Origin of the sequence: Pseudomonas sp. FSL R10-1339 (genome assembly GCF_009600545.1) — a bacterium.
In the GTDB taxonomy this organism is placed as follows: domain Bacteria; phylum Pseudomonadota; class Gammaproteobacteria; order Pseudomonadales; family Pseudomonadaceae; genus Aquipseudomonas; species Aquipseudomonas bubulae.
Genome location: NZ_WIVQ01000007.1, coordinates 68891 through 92800, shown reverse-complemented (window position 1 = coordinate 92800; position 23910 = coordinate 68891). Strand labels below are relative to the sequence as shown.

Genomic DNA, 23910 nt, shown 5'->3' with positions numbered 1-23910 from the left:
CCGCCGAAAACCATCCAACTCATTGAAACTCAAGGAGTTTTCCGTTTCGACTGCGCCGGAAGTGGGGCGAATTATAGGCCGTTTGAATCTAGGGTCAAGCACTAATTTGAACTTAAATCGCAGAAGCTGATTTCTTCTTATATAGACGCGGAATCCGGCTCTTCACCATCGGTATGCGCAGTGCCAGCAGACCTGCACCTATACAGGCATAAATCGACCATTCCTTGAGGTCCGCCCGCACTATCCAGAGCATATGCAGCAACCCCAAGCCCACTACCACATACACCAGACGATGGAGCTTCTTCCAGCGCGTGCCCAAGCGTCGCTGACTGTAGCGATTCGACGTCACCGCCAACGCCAGTAAACACAAGAACCCCAGGCTGCCGACAATAATGTAGGGACGCTTGCTTAGCTCAACACCCAACTGCGACCAGTCAAACCCCAGCACGAAAGTCAGGTAGGCACACAGATGCAGCACCACATAGGCAAAACACCACAAGCCGAGCTGTCGACGCACCGTGACCCAGCCCGACCAGCCCGTCAGTCTATGCATCGGCGTCATGCTCAACGTCACCAACAGCAGTATCAACGTTCCCAGCCCCAGACGATCGACCAACACCTTTCCCGGGTCTGGCCCCAAGGCAAAGATCCAGGCCTCGTACAACCAATACAAAGGCCAGATGGCCACCACGATAAAGACGCCAAGGCGCCAAAGTAGATGCTTCATCAGTAGTTCTTCCGCAGATCCAGGCCTGTATATAAAGAAGCAACCTCATCGGCGTAACCGTTGAACATCTGCGTATCGCGCACATTGGGACTGAACAGACCGCTCGGCAAGCGTCGCTCTCGCGCCTGTGTCCAACGCGGATGATCAACTTGCGGATTCACGTTGGCATAGAAGCCGTACTCATCCGCAGCAATGCTTTGCCAGGTGGTTTTTGGCTGATCCTCGACCAGACTGATACGCACGATGGATTTCACGCTTTTGAAACCATACTTCCAGGGCACCACCAACCGTAGCGGCGCGCCATTTTGATTGGGCAATTCGCGGCCATACATGCCCACCGCCAAAATCGCCAACGGATTCATCGCCTCATCCAGCCGTAACCCTTCTACATACGGCCAGTCAATCAATGCAAAACCCGAACGCTGCCCCGGCATGACCTTAGGATCCTGCAATGTTTCAAAACGGATGTACCTGGCTTTGGAGGTTGGCTCCACCTGCTTGAGCAATGCCGAAATGGGAAATCCCATCCACGGGATCACCATCGACCAGGCCTCTACACAACGCAGACGATAAATCCGCTCCTCCAACTGATAAGGCTTCATGAAGTCTTCCAGCGCGTAACGACCCGGTTTGCCCACCTCCCCGTCGACTACCACAGTCCAGGGCTCGGTTTTCAAGGCACCAGCATTTTGCGCCGGATCCCCCTTGTCAGTGCCGAACTCATAGAAGTTGTTGTAATGGGTCGCATCCTTGAAAGGCGTGATCGCCTCCCCCTTTACCGTGACGGCCTGCCATTTGGTTTGCGCTAGCTTGTCGGCAAACCAGGCTGGAGCCTTGCCCGGTTCAACATCTGCATAGCGCACCGCATCTTCGGCACTGGCCAAACGTGGAAGCGCGCCCACAGCCAATCCGGCAAGCGAACTGCCCAACAATGCACGACGGGATAAATAGAAGGATTCAGGCGTAACGTCCGACTCTTTGCAGTCGGACGCTTTAGGCAGCTTGATGAGCATGACAACTCCGCAGTATTGGAGGGCTGATGCACCAATAGACTACGGAGTATGGGAGAAATTACATCACTCGGCGTTTTTGTTACGACGCAAACGCAGCAAGTACTGGATCGGCCCCGATGCCGCATATGCCAGGAAGGCCAGCAACAGAATGCGCGGCGGATCGCTGAACACAACCGCGAAGACCAGCACCACAGCCAGAATCGCCACAAAAGGAACACGCCCTTTCAAGTCCAGTTCCTTGAAGCTGTTGTACTTGATATTGCTGACCATCAGCATGCCGGCTGCCGCAACGAGCAAGGCAACCAGGAACGACATTTTCGAACCCTGGATACCGTAATCACTGAATGCCCATACGATACCCGCCACCACACCAGCCGCCGCCGGGCTGGCCAGGCCGATAAAGTAGCGTTTGTCCGCTGTACCTACCTGGGTATTGAAACGCGCCAGACGCAACGCTGCGCCCGCAACATAGATGAAGGCAACCATCCAGCCGACCTTGCCCATGTCCCCCAGTGCCCAGCCAAAAGCCAGCAACGCAGGGGCAACACCAAAGGCAACCATGTCCGACAAGGAATCGTACTCGGCACCAAAGGCACTTTCGGTATTGGTCATGCGGGCTACACGGCCATCAAGGCCGTCGAGCACCATGGCGACAAAAATGGCGATGGCTGCAAAGGCAAAGTATTTGCTGGCCCCAGCAGCATCACCCGCACTCATGGCACTTTGCGCACTCATGGAACTGATGATGGAGTAAAAACCGGCGAACAGGTTCGCAGTGGTGAAAAGGTTCGGCAGCAGATAGATACCACGATGCCGGACTTTTCGGCCTTCGGCGTCATGCCCTTCTTCGACATGCTCATCGATAGGCAGCAGGCTATCGGCGTCTGAAGCCGCTTTTGGCTCTTCGGGACGTTCGCTCATGGACATTACCTTGCAACGATATGGAAAGTTTCGGTAGAAGCTTGGGGCCAACACGCACCCGCAAACGATCCTGCTTTATACCAGAAGCCGCCGCTTAAACGAAAAAACGCGGCCTAGGCCGCGTTTTCTCTACAGGCTGGGAACTTAGTTCTTTGCCTGGTCAACGATTTTGTTGGCGCCGATCCAAGGCATCATCGAGCGCAGTTGCCCGCCAATGACTTCGATACCGTGAGCGGCGTTGTTGCGACGCTTGGCAGTCATCGAAGGGTAGCCGGTAGCACCCTCACTGATGAACATTTTCGCGTATTCACCGTCCTGGATGCGTTTCAGAGCGTTACGCATTGCCTGACGGGATTCAGCGTTGATGACCTCAGGGCCAGTCACGTACTCGCCGTATTCGGCGTTGTTGGAGATCGAGTAGTTCATGTTGGCGATACCGCCTTCGTACATGAGGTCAACGATCAACTTCAATTCGTGCAGGCACTCGAAGTAAGCCATTTCTGGCGCGTAACCGGCTTCAACCAGAGTTTCAAAGCCAGCCTTAACCAGTTCAACAGTACCGCCACACAGAACTGCCTGCTCGCCGAACAGGTCGGTTTCGGTTTCGTCCTTGAACGTGGTTTCGATGATGCCGGTACGACCGCCGCCTACACCCGAAGCATAAGACAGGGCCAGGTTCTTGGCGTTGCCCGACGCATCCTGGTAGATAGCGATCAGGTCAGGGATGCCGCCGCCACGTACGAACTCGGAACGAACGGTGTGACCTGGCGCTTTTGGCGCGATCATGATCACGTCGAGGTCGGCACGCGGCACAACCTGGTTGTAGTGAATCGCGAAACCGTGGGAGAAGGCCAGGGTGGCGCCCTTCTTGATGTTCGGTTCGATTTCATTTTTGTACAGCGCGGACTGGAACTCGTCCGGGGTCAGAATCATGACCAGGTCCGCAGCGGCAACAGCGCTGGCAACGTCAGTTACTTTCAGGCCATGAGCTTCAGCCTTGGCGACAGTGGCCGAACCCTTGCGCAGGCCAACGGTAACGTCAACGCCGGAATCTTTCAGGTTGCAGGCTTGAGCGTGACCCTGGGAGCCGTAACCGATGATGGCTACTTTTTTGCCCTGGATGATCGAAAGGTCGCAGTCTTTGTCGTAATAAACTTTCATGATTTTCCCTTATATCCAGGCCATTCAGGCCAATTAGCACTTGTTAGTTTTAGATGCTGAGTACTTTGTCGCCACGGGCAATCCCGGTGACGCCACTGCGAACTGTTTCCAGGATCGAGGCGGTTCCAATCGACTGAATGAAACTGTCGAGCTTCTCACTGGTGCCTGTCAACTGCACGGTATACACACTGGCGCTGACATCAACGATCTGCCCACGGAAAATATCCGTGGTGCGTTTGATTTCTGCGCGCTGTGCACCCGTTGCCTTGACCTTGACCAACATCAGTTCGCGCTCGATGTGAGCGCTTTCCGACAGATCCACCAGCTTGACCACTTCGATCAGCTTGTTCAGGTTTTTGGTGATCTGCTCGATCACTTCATCATGCCCCACCGTGGTCAGGGTCAGACGCGACAGGGTCGGGTCTTCTGTTGGTGCCACGGTCAGGCTTTCGATGTTGTAGTTGCGTTGCGAAAAAAGCCCGACAACGCGAGACAATGCGCCCGGTTCGTTTTCAAGAAGCAAGGAAATAATGTGCCGCATGATTAAGTACGCTCCGTCTTGCTCAGCCACATGTCGCGCATGGAGCCATCTTTGATCTGCATCGGATAAACGTGCTCACTGGTATCGACCTGAATATCCAGGAACACCAGGCGATCCTTCATGGCAAAGGCTTCTTCCATTTTCGGCTTGAGGTCTTTCAGATCGGTGATCCGGATACCTACATGCCCGTAAGCTTCAGCCAGCTTGACGAAATCAGGCAGCGATTCCATATACGAATGGGAGTGACGACTGCCGTAGTTCATGTCCTGCCACTGACGCACCATCCCCAGCACTCCGTTGTTGAGGCTGACGATTTTGACGGGCAAGCCGTACTGCAGACAGGTGGACAATTCCTGAATGTTCATCTGAATACTGCCCTCGCCTGTCACGCAGGCAACGTCAGCATCAGGGAAGCTCAGTTTTACCCCCATCGCAGCCGGGAAACCGAAGCCCATGGTGCCCAAGCCTCCGGAGTTGATCCAGCGGTTGGGCTTATTGAAGCGGTAGTACTGGGCCGCGAACATCTGGTGCTGCCCCACATCGGACGTTACATAGGCATCGCCCTTGGTCACTTCGCAGAGCATCTCGATAACAGCCTGAGGCTTGATCTGGCTGCCGTCGCCCTTGTTGTAAGGGAACAGGTCACCGTCTCCGCGCCACTCGTCGATTTGCTTCCACCAGCTGGCAACCGCTTCCGGGTTTGGCTTGTCGCCGATGTCCTTGAGGATGGCGACCATTTCGGTCAGCACGCTCTCAACAGGGCCTACGATCGGCACGTCCGCCTTGATGGTTTTGGAGATGGACGCCGGGTCGATATCGATATGGATGATCTTGGCATTCGGGCAGAACTTGGACGGGCCGTTGATGACCCGGTCATCGAAGCGTGCACCTACCGCAAGGATCACGTCTGCGTTGTGCATCGCCATGTTGGCCGTGAAGCTGCCATGCATGCCAAGCATGCCGATAAACTGACGGTCGGTGCCAGGGTATGCACCCAGGCCCATCAGCGTATTGGTCACGGGCACGTTGAGCATTTTTGCCAGCTCGGTCAGTGGCTCCGAGCCACCGCCCAAAATAACCCCGCCGCCTGCGTAAAGCACAGGGCGCCTGGCCGCCAGCAGCATCTCTGCCGCCTTGCGGATCTGGCCGGAGTGGCCACGCAAGGCCGGGCTGTAGGAGCGCAGCTTGGCTTTTTTCGGGAAAACGTATTCGAATTTTTCGGCCGGGTTGGTCATGTCTTTCGGGATATCGACCACGACCGGACCAGGACGGCCGGATTGCGCCAGGTAGAACGCCTTTTTCATGACTTCCGGGATTTCCGAAGCATGCTTGATCATGAAGCTGTGCTTCACGATGGGCCGGGAGATACCGATCATGTCGGTTTCCTGGAAGGCATCAGTTCCGACCATGGTACTAGGCACCTGACCCGAAATGATCACCATCGGAATGGAGTCCATGTAGGCAGTGGCAATACCGGTGATGGCGTTGGTAGCACCCGGCCCGGAAGTCACTAGTACTACACCGGCTTTACCGGTGGCACGGGCGTAGCCGTCAGCCATATGGGTTGCAGCTTGTTCATGACGAACCAGGATGTGGGTAACTTCCGGCTCTTTGAACAGTGCGTCGTAGACATGCAGGAGAGCACCACCTGGGTACCCGTAGATATATTTGACACCTTCGTCGCGCAAAAAGCGGACGAGCATCTCACCACCAGACAAAAGCTCCACGTTGTTCACCTCTAAAACGCCAGAATACCGTCCACAAAAATACGAACGGGTCTTAATAGGTTTACTTTTCAGCAGAGCATGAGCGACGGTGGTCGCCGACTACGTCAGCACTGACTGAGCAAGTATTGGGAACTCCCCAAGTATTGCGGGGGTTTCCCACCCAGCGCGAGGTAACGCGTTGCGGGTGTAACAGGTCGGCGCGGGTGTGCGCCTCATGATCTGCTGAGAGAGCCTGCTTCTGGCAGCCCCTCTACAGCGGGAGTTCGATTCTTGTCATTAGGCCTGTCCAAGTCAAGCCATCAATTCAATTTATTTGCATAAATCGACAGGAACGCACAAAAAAACGCGCAAAATGACAGAAGCCAACAAGAAAATGGATGGCTGCCAGTAAAAACTGGCAGCCATGACCTCAGGAGGCAGGGCTGATCAGGTGGTCAAAGTCTTGGAAATGCTTGAGCAAGGGTTTCCAGTTGCCACGACGCTGGGCAAACACATGCTCAGCCATATGCCAAATACCCGAGACACTGGGCAGAGGCTGCCCCCGTTCGACGATGGTTTTCATCTTCGGCAGGAAGATCCACTGCACCCATTGCTCAAAATCCAGGCGATCGACACTGAACGGCTCCAGGCTGGAAAGGTCGTGTTCGGTCGGGACCTTGTCACTCCACAAGCCCTGGGTGCGCATTTCGTGTTCGATCAGCAGCAGGAACCCGGCAACTTCAGATGTGCGTGCATCCATGACCATCAGAGGCTCACCTTGGCTTTTTGACGGGCCAATGCAGCGCCAGCGGCATCACCTTGTTTCTCACGGGCCTGGGCAATCAAACCCCACAAGCTCGCCTGCAAATCCGGACGACCGCTGGCGAACGTCAAACCGCGGCGGGCAAACTGCTCAGCCTGGGCGGCATCGCCCTGGGCCATACGCACCTGAGCCAGACGATAAAGCACCTGAGGCTCACGAGGGGCCACGCGCTGGGCACGTTCAAGGCTCGATGAAGCGCCGTTCAAGTCGCCGCTCGCCTGTTGTTGCTGAGCGGTGGTAAGCAGCGCCAGCACCGGGCCATCCAGTTGCTCGTCGGCAGCCAGGCCGCCGCTGTTCGACGGAATGCCGCTGGGGGTAATGGCCGTCGGGGCACTGTAGGCCGCGCCCGGTGTGTAGCTACCCGTGCTGATGGGGGCTGCGGCAGGGCCGGGGGTGATCGGCCCCGGCGTAAATGGCTGGGTGCTGATCGGCGTCGACACACTGGCCGCGCCGCCCGGAATCATCACCACAACCCCCGATTCCTCGGTAATCGTACGTGCCTGAGCGGCACGCGGCGCAGTGGCCTGTGGATAATTCCCCGCCGTACGCTGGGCCGAAACACGCTCGTTATTCGACACCGCAACACCAGAATCGACCACAGGGATGGACCCCTGCGGCACGCTGGCACAACCATTGAGCAAAGCCAGGGCTGAAACAGCCGCAATCCACAACTTATTCACGTCATACCCTCTTTGCTTAATTCAACCAGCCCTTGACCCAATCCATCACGGCTTCACCGGTGGCGGGCTCTTGCCCACCACAACTGGCACCAGCTGGCGGTTCACTGCCGCGAATATACGGCATCTGTACCGCGCCAGGGCAGCCGGCATCCGATCCTTGACCGGTATGCGGATCAATCCAGGCCTGCACAATGTTATCGGGCTGAGGCATGTCGAGCGGCAGCGGGTCAGCCTTCTTCATAAAGCTGGTCCACACCTGCAAGGCACCGGTTGCCCCCGTGAACGGGGTTTTGCCGTTGTCATCGCGCCCCAGCCAGACCACTGCCAGCAAGTCCTGGCTAAAGCCGGCAAACCAGCTGTCACGGGAATCGTTACTGGTGCCGGTCTTGCCCGCCAACGCGAGACTCTTGGGCAGCACGTTATAAACCGAGCGCCCCGTACCTTCGCGCATCACATGCTGCATGGCGTTCTGGATCAGAAAGATCGAGCCCGGATCAAAGCGTTGCTGGATCTGGAACGGGTAACGTTTGAGCGGCTCGCCTTCGGCTGTCAGCACGCTGCGAATGCCGCGCATCGGCGTATTGAAGCCGCCGTTGGCCAAGGTCTGGTACATGGTCGCCACTTCCATCGGGCTCAAGGCACCAGCCCCCAGCAACATGGACGGGAATGCCGGAAACTCGCGCTCCACACCCAGTCGCGCCAGGGTCTTGAGTACATTAGGCACGCCGACTTCCTGCCCCAGCCTTACCGTACCGAGGTTGTAGGAGTTCATCATGGACTGATAGAGGAAAATCGTACCGTGAGAGCGGCGGTCATAGTTCTGAGGCTTCCAGATCTGACCATCAGCGCCTTTGATCGACAATGGCTCATCCGACAGCCAACTGGTCAGCGTGTACTTGCTCGGCCGCTCAAGTGCTGTGAGATAGACCGCAGGCTTGATCATCGAGCCAATCGGTCGCACCGCATCCAGTGCACGGTTGAAACCTGCGTAGCCTGGCGCACGACTGCCGATCAGTGCCTGGACTTCGCCGGTTTCAGGGTTGGTCACCACCATGGCGGCTTCCACTTCATCCGCGCCCTTGCGCCCGGCCAGACGCTTGAAGGTCTCGCCCACCGCAGCTTCGGACTTCATCTGCAGGATCGGGTCGAAGCTGGTGAAGATTCGCAGCCCTTCTTCGGTCAAGTCTTCGTCGCGGTAGTCTTCACGCAGCTGACGCTTGACCAGATCCAGGAACCCCGGGAACGAGCTGTCTGCCAGACTGCCACGCTTGGTCACGCCCAAAGGCATTTTTTTCGCTGCAGCCACTTGCTCGGGCGTTGCAACACCTTGCTGCTCGAGCAGGTCGAGCACCAGATTACGTCGTACAAGCGCACGCTCGGGGTAACGCCGCGGGTTATAGGCCGAGGGCCCTTTAACCATACCGACCAGCAGTGCTACCTGGTGCAACTTGAGCTCGGCCAGCGGCTGGCTGAAGAAGAACTGGCTGGCCAGACCGAAACCGTGCACCGCGCGTTGACCGTCCTGGCCGACAAACACCTCGTTGAGGTACGCCTCAAGGATTTCGCGCTTGTCATAGTGCAACTCAAGCAGCAGCGCCATCATTGCTTCGGTCAGCTTGCGGCTCAGGCTGCGTTCGTTGGTCAGGTAGAAGTTCTTGACCAGTTGCTGGGTCAAGGTACTGCCGCCCTGGCGCATTTGCCCGGCCGAGGTATTGACCCACATGGCGCGTGCAATCGACTTGGGCGACACCCCGAAATGGTGATAGAAGTCCCTGTCCTCGACGGTGACCAGGGTTTCCAGCAGAAACGGCGGTACCTGATCGATATTGATCAGGATCCGGTCTTCAAGGTTTTTCGGGTACATGCCGCCAATCAGCAGCGGCTCAAGGCGCACCACCGGCAGTTTGGAACCATTGATCGAGGAAAGCTCGGCAACATAGTCGCCAGAAAATCTTACCCGCACCGGCTGCGCCTGCTCGGCACCTTCATAAAACTGAAAGCCACGGGTATTGAGGTCAACCGTGTTGCCATTGACGGATGCCGCGCCCGGGCCGTTGGCCACGCTTTCACGGCGATAACCCAGCGCATCGAGCTCGGTGAGGAAGTCGTTCTTGCTCAGCTTCTGGCCGACGAACAGCTCCAGCGGGCGCGCATACACCTTGGCCGGGATGGTCCAGCGCTTTCCGGAGAATTTCTCCTGAACGATGGCATCCAGATAGACGGCAAAACCTGCCAGCACCACCAGGCCGACCAGACTGAGCTTGATTGCCCAGCCCAGCCAGGGCCTGAGGCCGCCAGAGGGACGTTTGGAACGGGAACGAGGAGATCGGGTACGAGTCATGGCGCGAGATTATACGCACTTTATTCATGTTCATCATGCGCAGCCCGGCGGTTTGCACTCCCGCTGCCAGCCGCCATAATGGCGCATCGAATATTCCCGACCTTGAAGGATCAACCGTGAGCCAGAACCTGATTGCCGCCCTGCAAAACCCGGACCTCTATCCCCATGAAGTCGAAGGATTTCAGGTTATCGAGACGCATATCTCCTGGGTCATCCTTACCGGGCCGTATGCCTATAAATTGAAGAAACCGGTCAACTTCGGCTTTCTTGACTTCACCGAACTCAGTGGCCGTGAACACTTCTGCAATGAAGAGTTGCGTCTCAACCAGCGCCTGACCGAAGGCCTGTACCTGGACGTGCTGCCGATCACCGGCAGCGCCGACGTACCAGCATTCGGTGGTGAAGGCCCGGCCATTGAATACGCGTTGAAAATGCGCCAGTTCCCGCAAAGCCAGCTGCTGAGCACACTGCAAGCCAATGGCGAACTGAATGCCGGCCATGTCGACGAAATGGCCCAGCAGATCGCCCGCTTCCACATGCAGGCGCCCCATGTGCCTGCTGCGCACTACCAGGGCACGCCTGAGGCGGTAATGGACCCGGTTCGTCAGAACTTCGAACAAATTCGCCCGTTCCTTTCGGACAAAGCCGACCTGTTGCAACTGGAAGCACTCCAGGCCTGGGCAGAGGCCAGCTTCACCCGCCTCAAGCCGCTGTTCGAACAGCGCAAGGCCCAAGGCTTCATTCGCGAATGCCACGGTGACATTCACCTGGGCAATGCCACGATGATTGACGGCAAAGTAGTGATTTTCGACTGCATCGAGTTCAACGAACCGTTCCGCTTCACCGACGTCTACGCCGATACCGCCTTCCTGGCGATGGACCTCGAAGACCGCGGTCTGAAATGCCTGGCCCGCCGTTTCGTCAGCCAGTACCTGGAACTGACCGGTGATTATCAGGGCCTGGAGCTGCTGAACTTCTACAAGGCCTACCGCGCACTGGTTCGCGCCAAAGTCAGCCTGTTCAGCATGCCTGCCGAAGCCAGCCCGGTGCAGCGCGCAGCCACTCTGCGTCAATACCGCAACTACGCGAACCTGGCAGAGAGCTACAGCACGATTCCTTCACGTTTTCTGACCATTACGCACGGTGTTTCGGCTGTAGGTAAAAGCTCGGTAGCCATGCGACTGGTTGAAGCTTTGGGGGCGATTCGCCTGCGCTCAGACGTCATCCGCAAGCAACTGTTCGGTCAGCAGACGGCAGAAAACGCAGTCGGCGATGGCATCTACAACGCCGACGCCAGCGTAGCTACCTACAATAAACTGCATGAACTGGCCGGCATCGTCCTGCGTGCAGGCTTCCCGGTGGTGATCGATGCCACCTACCTCAAGCGTGAGCAGCGCGATGCGGCCGCCAAAGTGGCCGAAGCGACAGGTGTTCCTTGCCTGATCCTTGACTGCACCGCCCCGGACGCCGTGATCGAAGGCTGGCTGGCCCATCGCAAGTCCGTGGGTACCGACCCGTCTGACGCCACCCTGGAAGTAGTCAAAGCTCAGCAAGCCAGCCGCGAAGCGCTGGGCGCTGATGAGATCCTGCGCAGCAAGCGTGTTGAAACCCACAACAGCAAAAGCCTCGACACTCTGATTGCCGACATTCGCCAGCGCTTGCCGGGCCTGTAAGGTCCATGTTCGCCGTGGAACCGCAACGGTTTCACGGCGTTTACCTGCGTAACATCGCCCGTTAACACAAATACGACATCAGCTCCGGCGCTGGCGTTTCACAGTCGCCAAGGTCGATTGAATGGTCATGGGCGCTCTACCCTCTTGGGTCCAGGGAACTGATTTGCGCCTTACTACAGCACATTCGCTCAATTCCAACTCCGCCTTGTTCCAAAACCGACTAACGGACTACGAATTTCCTACTGAGCGCTACACTCAATAGAGTCAACATACCCCGTAAACGCTGAGCTCACGCCGTCGCAAGGAGAGCTGATGAACGATGAACTCCAGCATTTGAAAAATCTTGGCAAGACCTCTTCACAATGGCTGCACGCTGTTGGCATTCACAGTGCCGCGGACTTGAAGCGCCTGGGCGCGGTGGATGCCTACCGGGCGGTGAAGGCCCGAGGGTTCAGAGCCTCCAAAGTACTTTTATATGCTATCGAAGGTGCCCTGCTGGATGTTCACTGGAACGATATTCCTGCAGAACGCAAAGAGGCCCTCAATCAGCAAGTCGAGCATCTGGCCACACTGAAAAAGGCCTGATACGGCAGGCTGGCAACGAACACGATGAACGGTAAAAAACAGTTGTTGACTTGGTAATGAGAATTGTTATGATTACGCCATCTGGTCGCGAGACCAGTCGATCTTCTGAAAGGCCCTTGGTTCGGACTCTCAGAAAATCTCCTCATCAGGCTAATCACGGTTATTTGACCCGGCTCTTGCCGGGTCTTTTTTTGCCTGTGGAAAAGTGCTTGGGCGGCTGCTCAGCGAGCAATTACCATCGGGCAACCCAGCTCCGGGTGCGGCTGCACTAAAACATCGAGCCCAAACACGGCCTTGAGTTCATCCGGCTGCAATACCACTTGCGGGCAATCCAGAGCCCGTGGGCGCCCCTGTTCCAGCAAGAGCAAGCGGTCACAGTAACGCGCCGCCAGGTTAAGGTCATGCAGGATGATCAACACCGCGGCGCCGCGATCAGCAAATGCCCGAATGGCCTTGAGCGTGGTGTGCTGATGCAAGGGGTCGAGCATTGAAGTGGGTTCATCAAGCAACAGGGTCTGCCCGTTTTGCCCCGGCCATAATTGCGCCAGTACCCGTGCCAGATGCACACGCTGACGCTCGCCCCCCGATAAGGCCAGGTAGCTGCGCCCCGCAAGATGCTCAACATCGGCGGCCTGCAATGCCTCATGGATTATTTCGGCGTCGCGAGTGCGACCCGTCTGATGAGGCAGTCGGCCCATGCCCACCACTTCTTCAACGCGAAAGGCAAAATCCAGGGTCGAGGTTTGCGGCAGGACAGCGAGGCGTTGTGCCCGCTGCGCGCCCTTCCAGTGGCTCAAGGCCAGCTCATCCAGCCAGACCTGCCCGCCACTCGGCGCCAGCTCCCCGCACAAGGCCGCCAGCAGGGTACTTTTACCCGCGCCATTGGGGCCTAGCACACCCAGTACTTCCCCCGGGCGTACATCAAGGGTGACATCCGCCAGCACGATTTTCTGATCGCGACGGATCTGCAGGTTTTCCGTACGCAGCATCAGTGGCGTCCTCGCATCAGCAAATACAGGAAGAAAGGCGCACCGAGAAACGCAGTAACAATCCCGATGGGCAGTTCGGCTGGCGCCAGCGCCAGGCGAGCGATCAAGTCGGCAAACAGCAACAAGGTGGCCCCCGCCAGTACCGAAGCAGGCAACAGCACCCGGTGATCAGGCCCCGCCAGCAGTCGTACCAGATGCGGCACCACCAGCCCGATAAAGCCAATCATGCCTGCCGCTGCCACAGCGGCCCCCACCCCCAGGGCCGTGCAGAACACCAGTTCGCGCTTCAGGCCTTCAACGTCGATGCCCAGGTGATTGGCTTCGGATTCCCCCAACAGCAGTGCATTGAGCGCGTTCGCCCGCCGGGGCAGCCACAGTGCGACCCCCACCGTCACAATCAACAGTGGCCACAGCCGTGCATAGCTGGCGCCATTGAGACTGCCCAGGTTCCAGAATGTCAGAGTGCGCAAGGTCGCGTCATCGGCGAGATAGGTAAACAAACCCACAGCAGAACCAGCCAAGGCTGTCAGGGCAATGCCCGCAAGCAACATCACCGCCACATTGGTCTGACCGTTGCGCCGGCCCAACCGATACACCAGCGCCGTCACCCCCAAACCACCGATAAACGCACACAGCGACAGCAGGTACGGGCCCATCACTTCCGGCAACCCGCCAAAAGCAGCCCCGCCGACAATCGCGATCGCCGCCCCGAGGGCGGCGCCACTGGATACGCCGACCAACCCCGGATCGGCCAGCGGGTTGCGAAACAACCCCTGCATGGCTACACCTGAGAGCGCCAGCACGCCACCCACCGCCAGCCCCAACAAGGTTCGCGGCAAGCGGATCTGCCCCAGGATCAATTCGGCCTGCTCCAGGCCTTCACCCGCAATCGGCACCCCGATCAGGCGCAGTGCCGCGCGCAAGGTGTCAAACAACGGCAGGCTCACCGGCCCCAGTGCCAGCGACAGCCAGATCGACAACAGGCACAACGCGCTCAAACCTGTAAACAGGGCCCGGGGTTTAACCAACGTCCTCATTGGCTGACCGGAGCCGCGGGATAGAACTCAGCCGTCAGTTGCTTCAGACGTTCCGGCAGACGCGGCCCCAGGCCACCCACCAGCAGCGTCGGGTCCAGCTCATAGACACGGCCATTTTTAGCGGCGCGTATAGATGCCAATACCGGGTTTTCTTTCATAAGCGCTTTGCGCGCCGCCTCACCGTTCAGGCTGCGATCGGCAAATACCAGCACTTCAGGGTTGAGCCCCGCCAGCGCTTCCACCGAAAACGGCTTGTAACCGCTGTGGGTCGCCAGGTTATGTCCCCCCGCTTGCGTCAGCAGCCAGTCCGCCGCCGTATCTTTGCCAGCAATCATCGGTTTACCACCGGCATGGCCCAACAGCAGCAATACCCCGGGTGCCTGATGACTGGCTTGTGCGGCCTTGACCTGCTGTTGATGCTCTTCCAGTTGCTGCTGGTAGTCCTTGAACACTTGCGCTGCCTGCGCCTCATCCCCCAGCAGGCGCCCCAAATGCTGCAAGGTGCCCTCAAGGCTGGCAAGGTCTGCCTGGGCCGAAAACATCTCCACCGGCACACCGGCACCGCGAATCTGCAACAACACCGCGGCCGGGCCCATTTCTTCAGTGCCGATCAGCACATCCGGCTTCAGGCTCAGGACACCTTCTGCCGAGAGTTGGCGCTGGTAACCGATACTGGGCAGCGACTTGAGTGATTCAGGATGCTGGCTGGTGGTATCGACCCCAACCAATTTAGACTCCGCACCCAATACGCTGACCCACTCCGAAAGCGCTCCTCCGGCGCTGACCCAACGTTGTGGCAACTCGCCAGCCAGGCTGACATGACTGATCATAAGGCCTGCACAGAATGTAATCAGGCGGGTACTCAGGCGCATACAGAGGCTTTCCTTGAATAAAGAGGGCTCACAATTTTCACGCTGTGAAAACAGCACATGCAGAGCAAGCCGCCATTTGATAATTGTTTGCATTTGCACGTCAACCTGTTAACCCGCTCAGAAACGCGTCATCGACTCAACCGTTTAGCTGTTATTAAGGATTGTCATGAAGTTTTTATGCTCATCGCACGCACTGAGCGAAGGTACCAGCCGTGGCTTTGAGCTGGATGAAGTGCGGCTGCTGATTACTCGCCGGGAGGGCCGGGTGTATGCCTACAAAAACCGCTGCCCCCATCGCGGGGTGGCACTGGAATGGCAACCCGACCAGTTTCTCGACCCCAGCGCCAGCCTGATCCAGTGTTCAACCCACGCAGCATTGTTCCTGATCGAAAGCGGGGAATGCGTGGCCGGGCCCTGCGCGGGACAATTTCTGACAGCCCTCGACTGCCGTGAAGACAGCCAAGGGATCTGGATTACACCGCAAGCCTCAGAGGATGACGTCTAGACGGCGATCAACCACTACAGCATCCGATGTCAGACTGACCCCATATGCCAGCACCTGCACCCCGGCCGCCACAGCCTCGCGCAGGGCAGCGGCATAACCCGGGTCGATTTCTTCAGCCGGACGCACCGCATCGATCCCCGTCAGGTTGACGCAATACAACTGCACTGCACGCACGCCTTCCTTCGCCAGGGTCGCCAGCTCGCGCAGATGCTTGGCGCCACGCTGGGTCACGGCATCCGGAAATGCCGCGACACGGGAACCGTCAAACCCCAGGGTGACACTCTTGACCTCAACATAGGCAAAGCCCTGCGGGTACTCAAGGCGAAAATCGATGCGACTTTTTTCCTGCCCGTAAGGGACCTCGCGCTTGAGCGCGGTAAAACCCTCCAGCTCGGTAATCACCCCGGCCAGCAGCGCCTCTTCGATCAAGTGATTGGCGCGCCCGGTGTTCACGCACGCCAGCCGTCCTTGCGGGGTTTGGCTGATTTCCCAGGTACCCGGCAACTTGCGCTTGGGGTCGTTGGAACGACTGAACCACACCTGACCACCCTCGACCATGCAATTGAGCATGGAACCGGTGTTCGGGCAGTGGATGGTCATCAACTCGCCAGCGCTGGTTTCGATATCCGCCAAAAAGCGCTTATAGCGCTTGATCAGGCGCCCTTCTTCCAGTTCAGGTGAAAAACGCATCAGCCCTTCCAGCTCTTGAGGCCACGGGCAATCCGCTCAACAGCTTCCTGCAGGCGTGGCAAATTTTGGGTATAGGCAAAGCGTACGTGATGCCCGGATTTGTAACGGCCGAAATCCAGGCCTGGGGTAAAGGCAATGTGCTGGGTTTCCAGAAAATGCTGACAAAACGCGAAGGCATCACCGCCAAACGCGCTGATGTCGGCATACAGGTAAAACGCACCTTCAGGCTCAACCGCAATGCCAAAGCCCAGCTCGCGCAAGGCCGGCAACAGGAAATCGCGACGACGGCCAAACTCGGCCCGACGCTCTTCCAGAATCGCCAGGGTCTGCGGTTCGAAGCAGGCCAATGCTGCGTACTGGGCCATGCTTGGCGCGCTGATATAGAGATTCTGTGCGAGTTTCTCCAGGTCGGCCACTGCCTCTGGCGGCGCCACCAGCCAGCCCAGGCGCCAGCCGGTCATGCCGAAATACTTGGAAAAACTATTAAGCACAAACGCGCTGTCATCAACTTCCAGCACACTCGCCGCATCACAGCCATAGGTCAGGCCGTGATAGATCTCATCCACCACCAGATGCCCATTGCGGGCCTTGACCGCTGCAGACAGGGCTGCCAGTTCGTCACGACTCAACAGTGTGCCGGTCGGATTGGCCGGGGACGCCACCAACGCGCCTACGCTGTCCTGGTTCCAGTGGCGTTCGACCAGTTCGGCTGTGAGTTGATAGCGCACATCGGGGCCTACAGGCACCAGTTGGGCCGCCCCCTCTACCAAACGCAGGAAATGTCGGTTACATGGGTAGCCTGGGTCTGCTAGCAACCAATGTTTACCCGGATCAACCAGCAGGCTGGAAGCCAGTAACAGGGCACCAGAACCACCGGGCGTTATAAGAATTCGCCCGGGGTCGATATTCAAGCCATAGCGCTGCCGGTAAAACCCGCTGATCGCTTCACGCAGTTCCGGCAGGCCACGGGCGGCGGTATAACGGGTTTTGCCGGCGGCCAGGGCAGCCTGGCCGGCAGCAATGATCGGCTCGGCCGTGGTGAAGTCCGGCTCGCCGATTTCCAGGTGAATCACATCGTGCCCGGCAGCCTGCAACTCATTGGCCCGCGCCAACAACGCCATCACGTGGAACGGTTCGATTGCGCGGCTGCGCGCACTGTATGACTGAGCCATGAGCCTGCCTTCCTGGGTAAGCAAAAAGCCGATTCTACCCAAGCAGTGCTATAAGAGAGAGCTAATTACGGTCTTAGCCCACTTGCCGATAGAACCAAACAACCCGGCCTTTAGTCATAGCTCGACTAAAATTATTAATTAGCCACTAATCTCAAGCACCACAGGCTCTGCACACATACCCTGAGAACGGGCTGGACATGCGGGAGTAGCGCAGCCCGATTTGATCTGGTAAGTTCGCCCGCTTGCAGCCGCAGGGCCGGCAGGTGTCGGTGATGTTGCAATCCTGCGCAATGGATTAGAAGAATGAGAGGCGGTCCATTTCATGCCCACACAAGCAAAGCAACAGAATACTCAACTTAGCGGCTTCGAACCCTACGTTGAAAAGAAGGGTGAAGAGTACATGGGCGAGCCCATGCGTAAACACTTCACCAAGATTCTGCAAAAGTGGAAACAGGACTTGATGCAGGAAGTCGACCGCACCGTTGATCATATGAAAGACGAAGCGGCAAACTTTCCTGACCCATCCGACCGCGCGAGCCAGGAAGAAGAATTCAGCCTGGAACTGCGCGCCCGCGATCGCGAGCGCAAGCTGATCAAGAAAATCGACAAGACGCTGCAACTGATTGAAGACGAAGAATATGGCTGGTGCGAATCCTGCGGCGTCGAAATCGGTATCCGTCGACTCGAGGCCCGCCCTACTGCCGACATGTGCGTAGACTGCAAGACCTTGGCTGAAATCAAGGAAAAACAAGTCGGCAAGTAATCGCCAACTTGACCAGATGGGGCGTGCGAACGCCCCATTTTTGTTTGTGAAATTTCAGTGCCCTGCGTGGGAGCGGGCTTGCTCGCGATAGCATCACCGCGCCAAAGGTTCAAAACCGGGTTGCCCCATCGCGAGCAAACCCGCTCCCACAAAAAATCGGCCCACGCCCATGACTGCACCCTCCTACATCGGGCGCTTCGCCCCAACGCCCAGTGGCCATCTGCATTTTGGCTCGCTGGTCGCCGCCCTTGCGTCATACCTCGATGCCCGCTCCATGGGTGGCCGCTGGCTGCTGCGCATGGAAGATCTCGACCCGCCGCGGGAAATGCCCGGCGCCCAGGCCGCGATTCTCGATGCCCTTGAGCGCTACGGTTTTGAATGGGACGGCGAACTGGTTCGTCAAAGCGAGCGCCACGAAGCCTATGCGCACGTGCTAAACCAACTGTTCAGCATGGGCCTGGCCTACGCCTGCACCTGTTCCCGCAAACAGCTGGAAGGTTACAACGGCATTTACCCCGGCTTTTGCCGCAATGCCGGGCACTCAATGGATAACGCAGCCATCCGCATTCGCGTCCCTGAACTGGAATATGCCTTCACCGACCGGGTTCAGGGCGAGTTCCGCCAGCACCTGGGGCGCGATGTCGGTGATTTCGTGATTCGTCGCCGCGACGGCCTCTATGCCTACCAATTGGCGGTGGTGCTCGATGATGCCGCCCAGGGTGTGACCGATATCGTGCGTGGCGCCGACCTGCTCGACTCCACCCCGCGCCAACTTTACCTGCAAGAGTTGCTGGGTTTGTCACAACCGCGCTATCTGCATGTGCCGCTGATCGTGCAGCCTGATGGCCACAAACTCGGCAAATCCTATCGCTCACCGCCCCTGACCCCGAAGCAGGCCACCCCGCTGCTGCTGCGGGCCTTGCGTGCTCTGGGTCAGAAAACAGAGCAACACCTGAACGACGCTACCCCGCGTGAGGTGCTGGATTGGGGCATTGCCCACTGGAACGCCGCCAATATCCCACGCACACTGACCCTCGCCGAGGCGCAATTACGCTGACAGCCCTTGCAGGTTGCCAGCCATCCGTTACCATCGCCGCACGTTTTTGGGCATGCGGCCTGTAAAAGTGAGGGCGGGATGTATATCTATCGATTGGTCCTGTTGCTGGTTGTCGGGATCTACCTGTTTTCTCCCGCCATCATGGATTGGTGGATCGATGCGACAGGCGCCTGGTACCGGCCCTATCTGCTCTGGCTGATTCTGATCGTTGTGACCTTTATTCTGCAGAGCCAAAAAGATGCCGATGAGCTTTAGCCTGACCCAGATGATCCTGATCAGCGCCGCCTACCTGCTGGTGCTGTTTGGCGTGGCCTGGATCAGTGAACGCGGCATGATCCCGCGCGCAATCATTCGTCACCCGCTGACCTACACCCTGTCTTTGGGCGTTTACGCCAGTGCCTGGGCGTTCTACGGCACAGTGGGGCTGGCTTACGAATATGGCTACGGCTTTTTGTCCAGCTACCTTGGGGTTTCCGGGGCTTTTCTGCTGGCGCCTGTGTTGCTTTACCCCATTCTAAAAATCACCCGCACCTACCAGCTCTCATCGCTGGCCGACCTGTTCGCCTTTCGCTTCCGCAGCACCTGGGCCGGAGCCCTGACCACGATTTTCATGCTGATAGGCGTGTTACCGCTATTGGCCCTGCAAATCCAGGCCGTGGCCGACTCCATCAGCATCCTCACCCGCGAGCCGGTGCAACACCGCGTAGCCCTGAGCTTCTGCGCACTGATCACCCTGTTTACGATCTTCTTCGGCTCTCGGCATATCGCCACCCGTGAGAAACACGAAGGCCTGGTATTCGCCATTGCCTTTGAGTCGGTGATCAAGCTGATCGCCATTGGCGGTGTGGGCCTTTACGCGCTTTATGGCGTGTTCGATGGCCCGCAACAGCTGGAAGTCTGGCTGCTGCAGAACCAGACCGCCCTCGCCGCACTGCACACACCGCTTCAAGAAGGGCCATGGCGCACCCTGCTGCTGGTATTTTTCGCCTCGGCCATTGTGATGCCGCACATGTATCACATGACCTTCACCGAGAACCTCAACCCGCGCGGGCTGGTCAGCGCCAGCTGGGGCCTGCCGCTGTTCCTGTTGCTGATGAGCCTGGCCGTGCCGCTGATCCTGTGGGCCGGCCTCAAGCTGGGCGCCACCACCAATCCGGAATACTTCACACTCGGTATCGGTATTGCCGCCAACAGCAAACCCCTGGCGCTGCTGGCTTATGTGGGCGGGCTTTCGGCCTCCAGCGGGCTGATTATCGTCACCACCCTGGCGCTTTCGGGCATGGCCCTCAACCACCTGGTGCTGCCGCTTTATCAACCGCCCGCCGAAGGTAATATCTACCGCTGGCTGAAGTGGACCCGCCGCGCCCTGATCGTTGCCATTATCATGGCCGGCTACGGCTTCTACCTGCTGCTGGGCGCCGAGCAGGATCTGGCCAACCTCGGCATCGTGGCCTTTGTCGCCACGTTGCAGTTTTTGCCGGGCGTGCTCTCGGTACTGTACTGGCCGACGGCCAACCGACGTGGCTTTATTGCCGGTCTGCTGGCCGGGATACTGGTGTGGATGGCGAGCATGCTGTTCCCGCTGATCGGCAACTTCCAGGGCTTCTATATCCCGTGGTTGAACATGATCTATGTGCTGGACGATACCAGCTGGCACATGGCAGCCATCGCCTCGCTGGCGGCCAACGTGCTGATGTTCACCCTGATTTCCCTGTTCACCAACGCCAGCCCTGAAGAAGCCAGTGCCGCCGAAGCCTGTGCTGTGGATAACGTACGCCGCCCGCAACGTCGCGAGCTGCACGCGGCCTCCCCGCAAGAGTTCGCTACTCAGCTGGCCAAACCTCTGGGCGCCAAAGCGGCGCAAAAAGAAGTCGAACAGGCGCTGCGTGACCTTTTCCTGCCTTTCGATGAACGTCGCCCCTATGCCTTGCGACGCCTGCGCGACAGGATCGAGGCCAACCTTTCCGGCCTGATGGGCCCCAGCGTCGCACAAGATATGGTCGAAACCTTTTTGCCCTACAAGTCCGGCGGCGAAAACTACGTTACCGAGGACATTCACTTTATCGAAAGCCGGCTTGAGGACTACCACTCACGCCTTACCGGGCTGGCAGCCGAGCTTGACGCCTTGCGCCGTTATCACCGCCAGACCCTGCAAGAGTTGCCGATGGGCGTGTGTTCACTGGCCAAGGATCAAGAGATCCTGATGTGGAACAAGGCCATGGAAGAGTTGACCGGCATCCCGGCCCAGCGCGTGGTGGGTTCGCGCCTGGGTACCCTGGGCGATCCATGGCGCGAGTTGCTGCAAGGTTTTATCGACCTGCCGGACGAACACTTGCACAAGCAGCACCTGGCCCTTGATGGCCAGACCCGCTGGCTCAACCTGCACAAAGCCGCCATTGACGAGCCGCTGGCACCGGGTAACAGCGGCCTGGTGCTGCTGGTCGAGGACCTGACGGAAACCCAGATGCTCGAAGACAAGCTGGTGCACTCCGAACGCCTGGCCAGCATCGGGCGGCTGGCGGCAGGGGTAGCTCACGAAATCGGCAACCCGGTCACCGGCATTGCCTGCCTGGCGCAGAACCTGCGCGAGGAACGCGAAGACGATAGCGAACTGACCGAAATCAGCAGCCAGATACTTGAACAGACCAAACGCATCTCACGCATCGTCCAGTCTCTGATGAGCTTCGCCCATGCCGGCAGCCATCAACACAATGACGAGCCCGTCTGTCTGGCCGAAGTAGCCCAGGATGCCATTGGCCTGCTGGCCCTGAACCGACGCAATTTCGAAGTGCAATTCTACAACCTGTGCGACCCGGACCACTGGGTCGACGGCGACCCGCAGCGGCTCGCCCAGGTATTGATCAACCTGCTCTCCAACGCCCGCGACGCGACGCCTGCCGGCAGTGCCGTACGGGTCAAGAGCGAGGCCAGCGAGCACACCGTCGACCTTATTGTGGAAGATGAAGGCACTGGCATTCCGCAGAACATCATGGACCGGTTGTTCGAACCGTTTTTCACCACCAAGGACCCTGGCGAAGGTACAGGTCTGGGCCTTGCACTGGTCTATTCCATCGTTGAAGAGCATTATGGACAAATCACCATCGACAGCCCGGCTGACATTCACAGCCAACGCGGAACCCGTATCCGGGTGACACTACCGCGTCATGTCGAAGCGACGTCCGCTGTGAACTGAGACCGTCGAGAGAACCGAATCAATGCCGCATATTTTGATCGTCGAAGATGAAACCATCATCCGCTCCGCCCTACGCCGCTTACTGGAGCGCAATCAATACCAGGTCAGCGAGGCAGGCTCGGTGCAAGAGGCGCAGGAGCAGTTCAGCATCCCGTCGTTTGACTTGATTGTCAGCGACCTGCGCCTGCCCGGCGCTCCGGGGACCGAGCTGATCAAGCTTGGCCAGGGCAAGCCGGTGCTGATCATGACCAGCTATGCCAGCCTGCGCTCGGCCGTGGACTCGATGAAAATGGGCGCGGTGGACTACATCGCCAAACCTTTTGATCACGACGAAATGCTGCAAGCGGTGGCGCGCATTCTGCGTGACCGGCAAAACACCCAGAGCGCGCCGGCCGAACGCCCTGCCAAAGCAGGCACCGCTGACAAAAACACGGTGGATAACAGCAACGGTGAAATCGGCATCATCGGTTCCTGCCCGCCAATGCTGGACATGTACAGCAAGATTCGCAAAGTAGCGCCCACTGACTCCAATGTGCTGATCCAGGGTGAATCCGGCACAGGTAAAGAGCTGGTAGCCCGCGCCCTGCACAACCTGTCGCGCCGCGCCAAAGCACCGATGATCTCGGTCAACTGCGCGGCCATCCCGGAATCCCTGATCGAGTCCGAACTGTTCGGCCACGAAAAAGGCGCGTTTACCGGCGCCAGCGCTGGCCGTGCCGGTCTGGTTGAAGCGGCCGATGGCGGCACGCTGTTCCTCGATGAAATCGGCGAATTGCCGCTTGAGGCCCAAGCCCGACTGCTGCGCGTGCTGCAGGAAGGCGAGATTCGCCGGGTTGGCTCGGTACAGTCGCAAAAGGTCGATGTTCGCCTGATTGCCGCGACCCACCGCGACCTGAAAAGCCTGGCCAAGGTAGGCCAGTTCCGCGAAGACCTGTACTACCGCCTGCACGTTATCGCGCTCAAGCTGCCTGCGCTGCGTGAACGTGGCGCTGACGTCAACGAAATCGCCAACGCCTTCCTCGCCCGCCAAAGTGCTCGCGTGGGTCGCACCGACCTCAAATTCGCCCCCGATGCCGAACGGGCGATCAGCCATTACTCATGGCCGGGTAACGTGCGCGAACTGGAAAACGCTGTGGAGCGCGCGGTGATCCTCTGTGAAAGCCCGGAAATCTCGGCTGAACTGCTGGGTATCGATATTGAACTGAGCGACCTGCAAGACGATGACTTCATCGGCCTGGCCCCGCAGCAGAGCATCAGTAACGGTAACACCAGCCTTGATCCCACCGAGGACCTGTCACTGGAAGACTACTTCCAGCACTTCGTCCTTGAGCATCAGGACCATATGACCGAGACCGAACTGGCTCGAAAACTGGGGGTCAGCCGCAAATGCTTGTGGGAGCGACGTCAGCGTCTGGGAATCCCGCGACGCAAAACCGGCGTGCCAAGCGAGGGCTAGGTAAC

The 23910-nt window shown here is 58.3% G+C and carries 22 protein-coding genes; 8 read left to right on the top strand and 14 right to left on the bottom strand.

The genetic code is table 11. From position 1 onward, the window contains the following. Positions 1-112 precede the first annotated feature (112 nt). The 9 genes from msrQ to mrcB all read right to left on the bottom strand — a co-directional run bounded on the left by msrQ (position 113) and on the right by mrcB (position 9913). On the bottom strand, positions 113-727 hold the full coding sequence (gene msrQ / locus GHO03_RS04480) for a protein-methionine-sulfoxide reductase heme-binding subunit MsrQ (RefSeq protein ID WP_153399270.1): 615 nt from the start codon (positions 725-727) through the stop codon (positions 113-115). Further along, on the bottom strand, positions 727-1740 hold the full coding sequence (gene msrP / locus GHO03_RS04475; protein WP_095002582.1) for a protein-methionine-sulfoxide reductase catalytic subunit MsrP: 1014 nt from the start codon (positions 1738-1740) through the stop codon (positions 727-729). The genes msrQ and msrP overlap by 1 nt, the downstream gene beginning before the upstream one ends. A gap of 63 nt (positions 1741-1803) precedes the next feature. Then, the gene (gene pssA, locus GHO03_RS04470; protein ID WP_153399268.1) at positions 1804-2661 is read right to left on the bottom strand and encodes a CDP-diacylglycerol--serine O-phosphatidyltransferase; all 858 of its coding nucleotides are present in this window, start codon (positions 2659-2661) and stop codon (positions 1804-1806) included. A 144-nt stretch (positions 2662-2805) separates the two neighbouring features. Further along, a complete protein-coding gene (ilvC, locus tag GHO03_RS04465; protein ID WP_095002580.1) occupies positions 2806-3822 on the bottom strand; it encodes a ketol-acid reductoisomerase in 1017 nt (338 codons plus the stop codon). Positions 3823-3871: 49 nt separating this feature from the next. Beyond that, a complete protein-coding gene (ilvN, locus tag GHO03_RS04460) occupies positions 3872-4363 on the bottom strand; it encodes an acetolactate synthase small subunit (protein WP_016783407.1) in 492 nt (163 codons plus the stop codon). A 2-nt stretch (positions 4364-4365) separates the two neighbouring features. Further along, positions 4366-6090 carry an acetolactate synthase 3 large subunit gene (locus tag GHO03_RS04455; protein ID WP_095018783.1) on the bottom strand — a complete coding sequence of 575 codons (1725 nt, stop codon included), beginning with the start codon at positions 6088-6090 and terminating at the stop codon, positions 4366-4368. 409 nt (positions 6091-6499) lie between these two features. Then, a complete protein-coding gene (locus tag GHO03_RS04450; RefSeq protein ID WP_095002592.1) occupies positions 6500-6829 on the bottom strand; it encodes a YqcC family protein in 330 nt (109 codons plus the stop codon). 5 nt (positions 6830-6834) lie between these two features. Beyond that, positions 6835-7572 (bottom strand): tetratricopeptide repeat protein, encoded by a 738-nt coding sequence (locus tag GHO03_RS04445; RefSeq protein ID WP_372241706.1) that lies wholly within the window; start codon positions 7570-7572, stop codon positions 6835-6837. 16 nt (positions 7573-7588) lie between these two features. Continuing rightward, positions 7589-9913, bottom strand: a complete 2325-nt coding sequence (gene mrcB / locus GHO03_RS04440; RefSeq protein ID WP_153399266.1) for a penicillin-binding protein 1B — start codon at positions 9911-9913, stop codon at positions 7589-7591. Positions 9914-10029: 116 nt separating this feature from the next. Here mrcB and GHO03_RS04435 point away from each other — a divergent pair, with 116 nt between their 5' ends. After that, on the top strand, positions 10030-11586 hold the full coding sequence (locus GHO03_RS04435; RefSeq protein WP_323166231.1) for an AAA family ATPase: 1557 nt from the start codon (positions 10030-10032) through the stop codon (positions 11584-11586). Positions 11587-11898: 312 nt separating this feature from the next. After that, positions 11899-12171, top strand: coding sequence for a TfoX/Sxy family protein (locus tag GHO03_RS04430; RefSeq protein ID WP_095002576.1), 273 nt, complete (start codon positions 11899-11901; stop codon positions 12169-12171). Positions 12172-12392: 221 nt separating this feature from the next. On the opposite strand, the gene GHO03_RS04425 is transcribed toward GHO03_RS04430, so the two are convergent. From GHO03_RS04425 to GHO03_RS04415, 3 genes are read right to left on the bottom strand one after another with little or no spacing between them, the layout of a single operon-like run. After that, a complete protein-coding gene (locus GHO03_RS04425) occupies positions 12393-13160 on the bottom strand; it encodes a heme ABC transporter ATP-binding protein (RefSeq protein ID WP_153399264.1) in 768 nt (255 codons plus the stop codon). Further along, positions 13160-14143, bottom strand: coding sequence for an iron ABC transporter permease (locus GHO03_RS04420; protein ID WP_169917069.1), 984 nt, complete (start codon positions 14141-14143; stop codon positions 13160-13162). The genes GHO03_RS04425 and GHO03_RS04420 overlap by 1 nt, the downstream gene beginning before the upstream one ends. Positions 14144-14193: 50 nt before the next feature. Continuing rightward, entirely contained in the window at positions 14194-15069 is an 876-nt protein-coding gene (locus GHO03_RS04415) for a hemin ABC transporter substrate-binding protein (protein WP_153399262.1), read from the bottom strand. Positions 15070-15235: 166 nt separating this feature from the next. Between GHO03_RS04415 and GHO03_RS04410 the strand changes: the two genes are divergently transcribed. Next, complete coding sequence (locus tag GHO03_RS04410; RefSeq protein ID WP_095002572.1) at positions 15236-15574, top strand: Rieske 2Fe-2S domain-containing protein; 339 nt, start codon at positions 15236-15238, stop codon at positions 15572-15574. Here the strand turns inward: GHO03_RS04410 and sfsA are convergent. Continuing rightward, complete coding sequence (gene sfsA / locus GHO03_RS04405; RefSeq protein WP_095002571.1) at positions 15557-16264, bottom strand: DNA/RNA nuclease SfsA; 708 nt, start codon at positions 16262-16264, stop codon at positions 15557-15559. The genes GHO03_RS04410 and sfsA overlap by 18 nt on opposite strands. Beyond that, the gene (locus GHO03_RS04400; protein ID WP_095002570.1) at positions 16264-17436 is read right to left on the bottom strand and encodes a pyridoxal phosphate-dependent aminotransferase; all 1173 of its coding nucleotides are present in this window, start codon (positions 17434-17436) and stop codon (positions 16264-16266) included. Before GHO03_RS04400 ends, sfsA begins: the two co-directional genes overlap by 1 nt. A gap of 322 nt (positions 17437-17758) precedes the next feature. On the opposite strand from GHO03_RS04400, the gene dksA reads away from it, so the two are divergent. The 5 genes from dksA to GHO03_RS04375 all read left to right on the top strand — a co-directional run bounded on the left by dksA (position 17759) and on the right by GHO03_RS04375 (position 23905). Then, positions 17759-18199: an RNA polymerase-binding protein DksA gene (dksA, locus tag GHO03_RS04395; protein WP_016783419.1), complete on the top strand. Its 441-nt coding sequence runs from the start codon at positions 17759-17761 to the stop codon at positions 18197-18199. 169 nt (positions 18200-18368) lie between these two features. Further along, a complete protein-coding gene (gene gluQRS, locus GHO03_RS04390) occupies positions 18369-19256 on the top strand; it encodes a tRNA glutamyl-Q(34) synthetase GluQRS (protein WP_153399260.1) in 888 nt (295 codons plus the stop codon). Between the two features lie 78 nt (positions 19257-19334). Continuing rightward, entirely contained in the window at positions 19335-19511 is a 177-nt protein-coding gene (locus GHO03_RS04385; RefSeq protein ID WP_003176118.1) for a hypothetical protein, read from the top strand. Beyond that, positions 19495-22449, top strand: a complete 2955-nt coding sequence (locus GHO03_RS04380; RefSeq protein ID WP_176464293.1) for a sensor histidine kinase — start codon at positions 19495-19497, stop codon at positions 22447-22449. Before GHO03_RS04385 ends, GHO03_RS04380 begins: the two co-directional genes overlap by 17 nt. 22 nt (positions 22450-22471) lie before the next feature. Then, positions 22472-23905, top strand: a complete 1434-nt coding sequence (locus tag GHO03_RS04375) for a sigma-54 dependent transcriptional regulator (RefSeq protein WP_095002567.1) — start codon at positions 22472-22474, stop codon at positions 23903-23905. Positions 23906-23910 lie beyond the last annotated feature (5 nt).

Bases quoted from the DNA above. Each gene is read 5' to 3' on its own strand.
- GHO03_RS04430 (WP_095002576.1), top strand. From the start codon at position 11,899: ATGAACGATGAACTCCAGCATTTGAAAAATCTTGGCAAGACCTCTTCA.
- msrQ (WP_153399270.1), bottom strand. From the start codon at position 727: ATGAAGCATCTACTTTGGCGCCTTGGCGTCTTTATCGTGGTGGCCATC.
- GHO03_RS04415 (WP_153399262.1), bottom strand. From the start codon at position 15,069: ATGCGCCTGAGTACCCGCCTGATTACATTCTGTGCAGGCCTTATGATC.
- pssA (WP_153399268.1), bottom strand. From the start codon at position 2,661: ATGAGCGAACGTCCCGAAGAGCCAAAAGCGGCTTCAGACGCCGATAGC.
- GHO03_RS04380 (WP_176464293.1), top strand. From the start codon at position 19,495: ATGCCGATGAGCTTTAGCCTGACCCAGATGATCCTGATCAGCGCCGCC.
- dksA (WP_016783419.1), top strand. From the start codon at position 17,759: ATGCCCACACAAGCAAAGCAACAGAATACTCAACTTAGCGGCTTCGAA.
- sfsA (WP_095002571.1), bottom strand. From the start codon at position 16,264: ATGCGTTTTTCACCTGAACTGGAAGAAGGGCGCCTGATCAAGCGCTAT.
- GHO03_RS04375 (WP_095002567.1), top strand. From the start codon at position 22,472: ATGCCGCATATTTTGATCGTCGAAGATGAAACCATCATCCGCTCCGCC.
- GHO03_RS04385 (WP_003176118.1), top strand. From the start codon at position 19,335: ATGTATATCTATCGATTGGTCCTGTTGCTGGTTGTCGGGATCTACCTG.
- ilvN (WP_016783407.1), bottom strand. From the start codon at position 4,363: ATGCGGCACATTATTTCCTTGCTTCTTGAAAACGAACCGGGCGCATTG.
- msrP (WP_095002582.1), bottom strand. From the start codon at position 1,740: ATGCTCATCAAGCTGCCTAAAGCGTCCGACTGCAAAGAGTCGGACGTT.
- GHO03_RS04450 (WP_095002592.1), bottom strand. From the start codon at position 6,829: ATGGATGCACGCACATCTGAAGTTGCCGGGTTCCTGCTGCTGATCGAA.
- GHO03_RS04400 (WP_095002570.1), bottom strand. From the start codon at position 17,436: ATGGCTCAGTCATACAGTGCGCGCAGCCGCGCAATCGAACCGTTCCAC.
- mrcB (WP_153399266.1), bottom strand. From the start codon at position 9,913: ATGACTCGTACCCGATCTCCTCGTTCCCGTTCCAAACGTCCCTCTGGC.
- gluQRS (WP_153399260.1), top strand. From the start codon at position 18,369: ATGACTGCACCCTCCTACATCGGGCGCTTCGCCCCAACGCCCAGTGGC.
- GHO03_RS04410 (WP_095002572.1), top strand. From the start codon at position 15,236: ATGAAGTTTTTATGCTCATCGCACGCACTGAGCGAAGGTACCAGCCGT.
- ilvC (WP_095002580.1), bottom strand. From the start codon at position 3,822: ATGAAAGTTTATTACGACAAAGACTGCGACCTTTCGATCATCCAGGGC.
- GHO03_RS04425 (WP_153399264.1), bottom strand. From the start codon at position 13,160: ATGCTGCGTACGGAAAACCTGCAGATCCGTCGCGATCAGAAAATCGTG.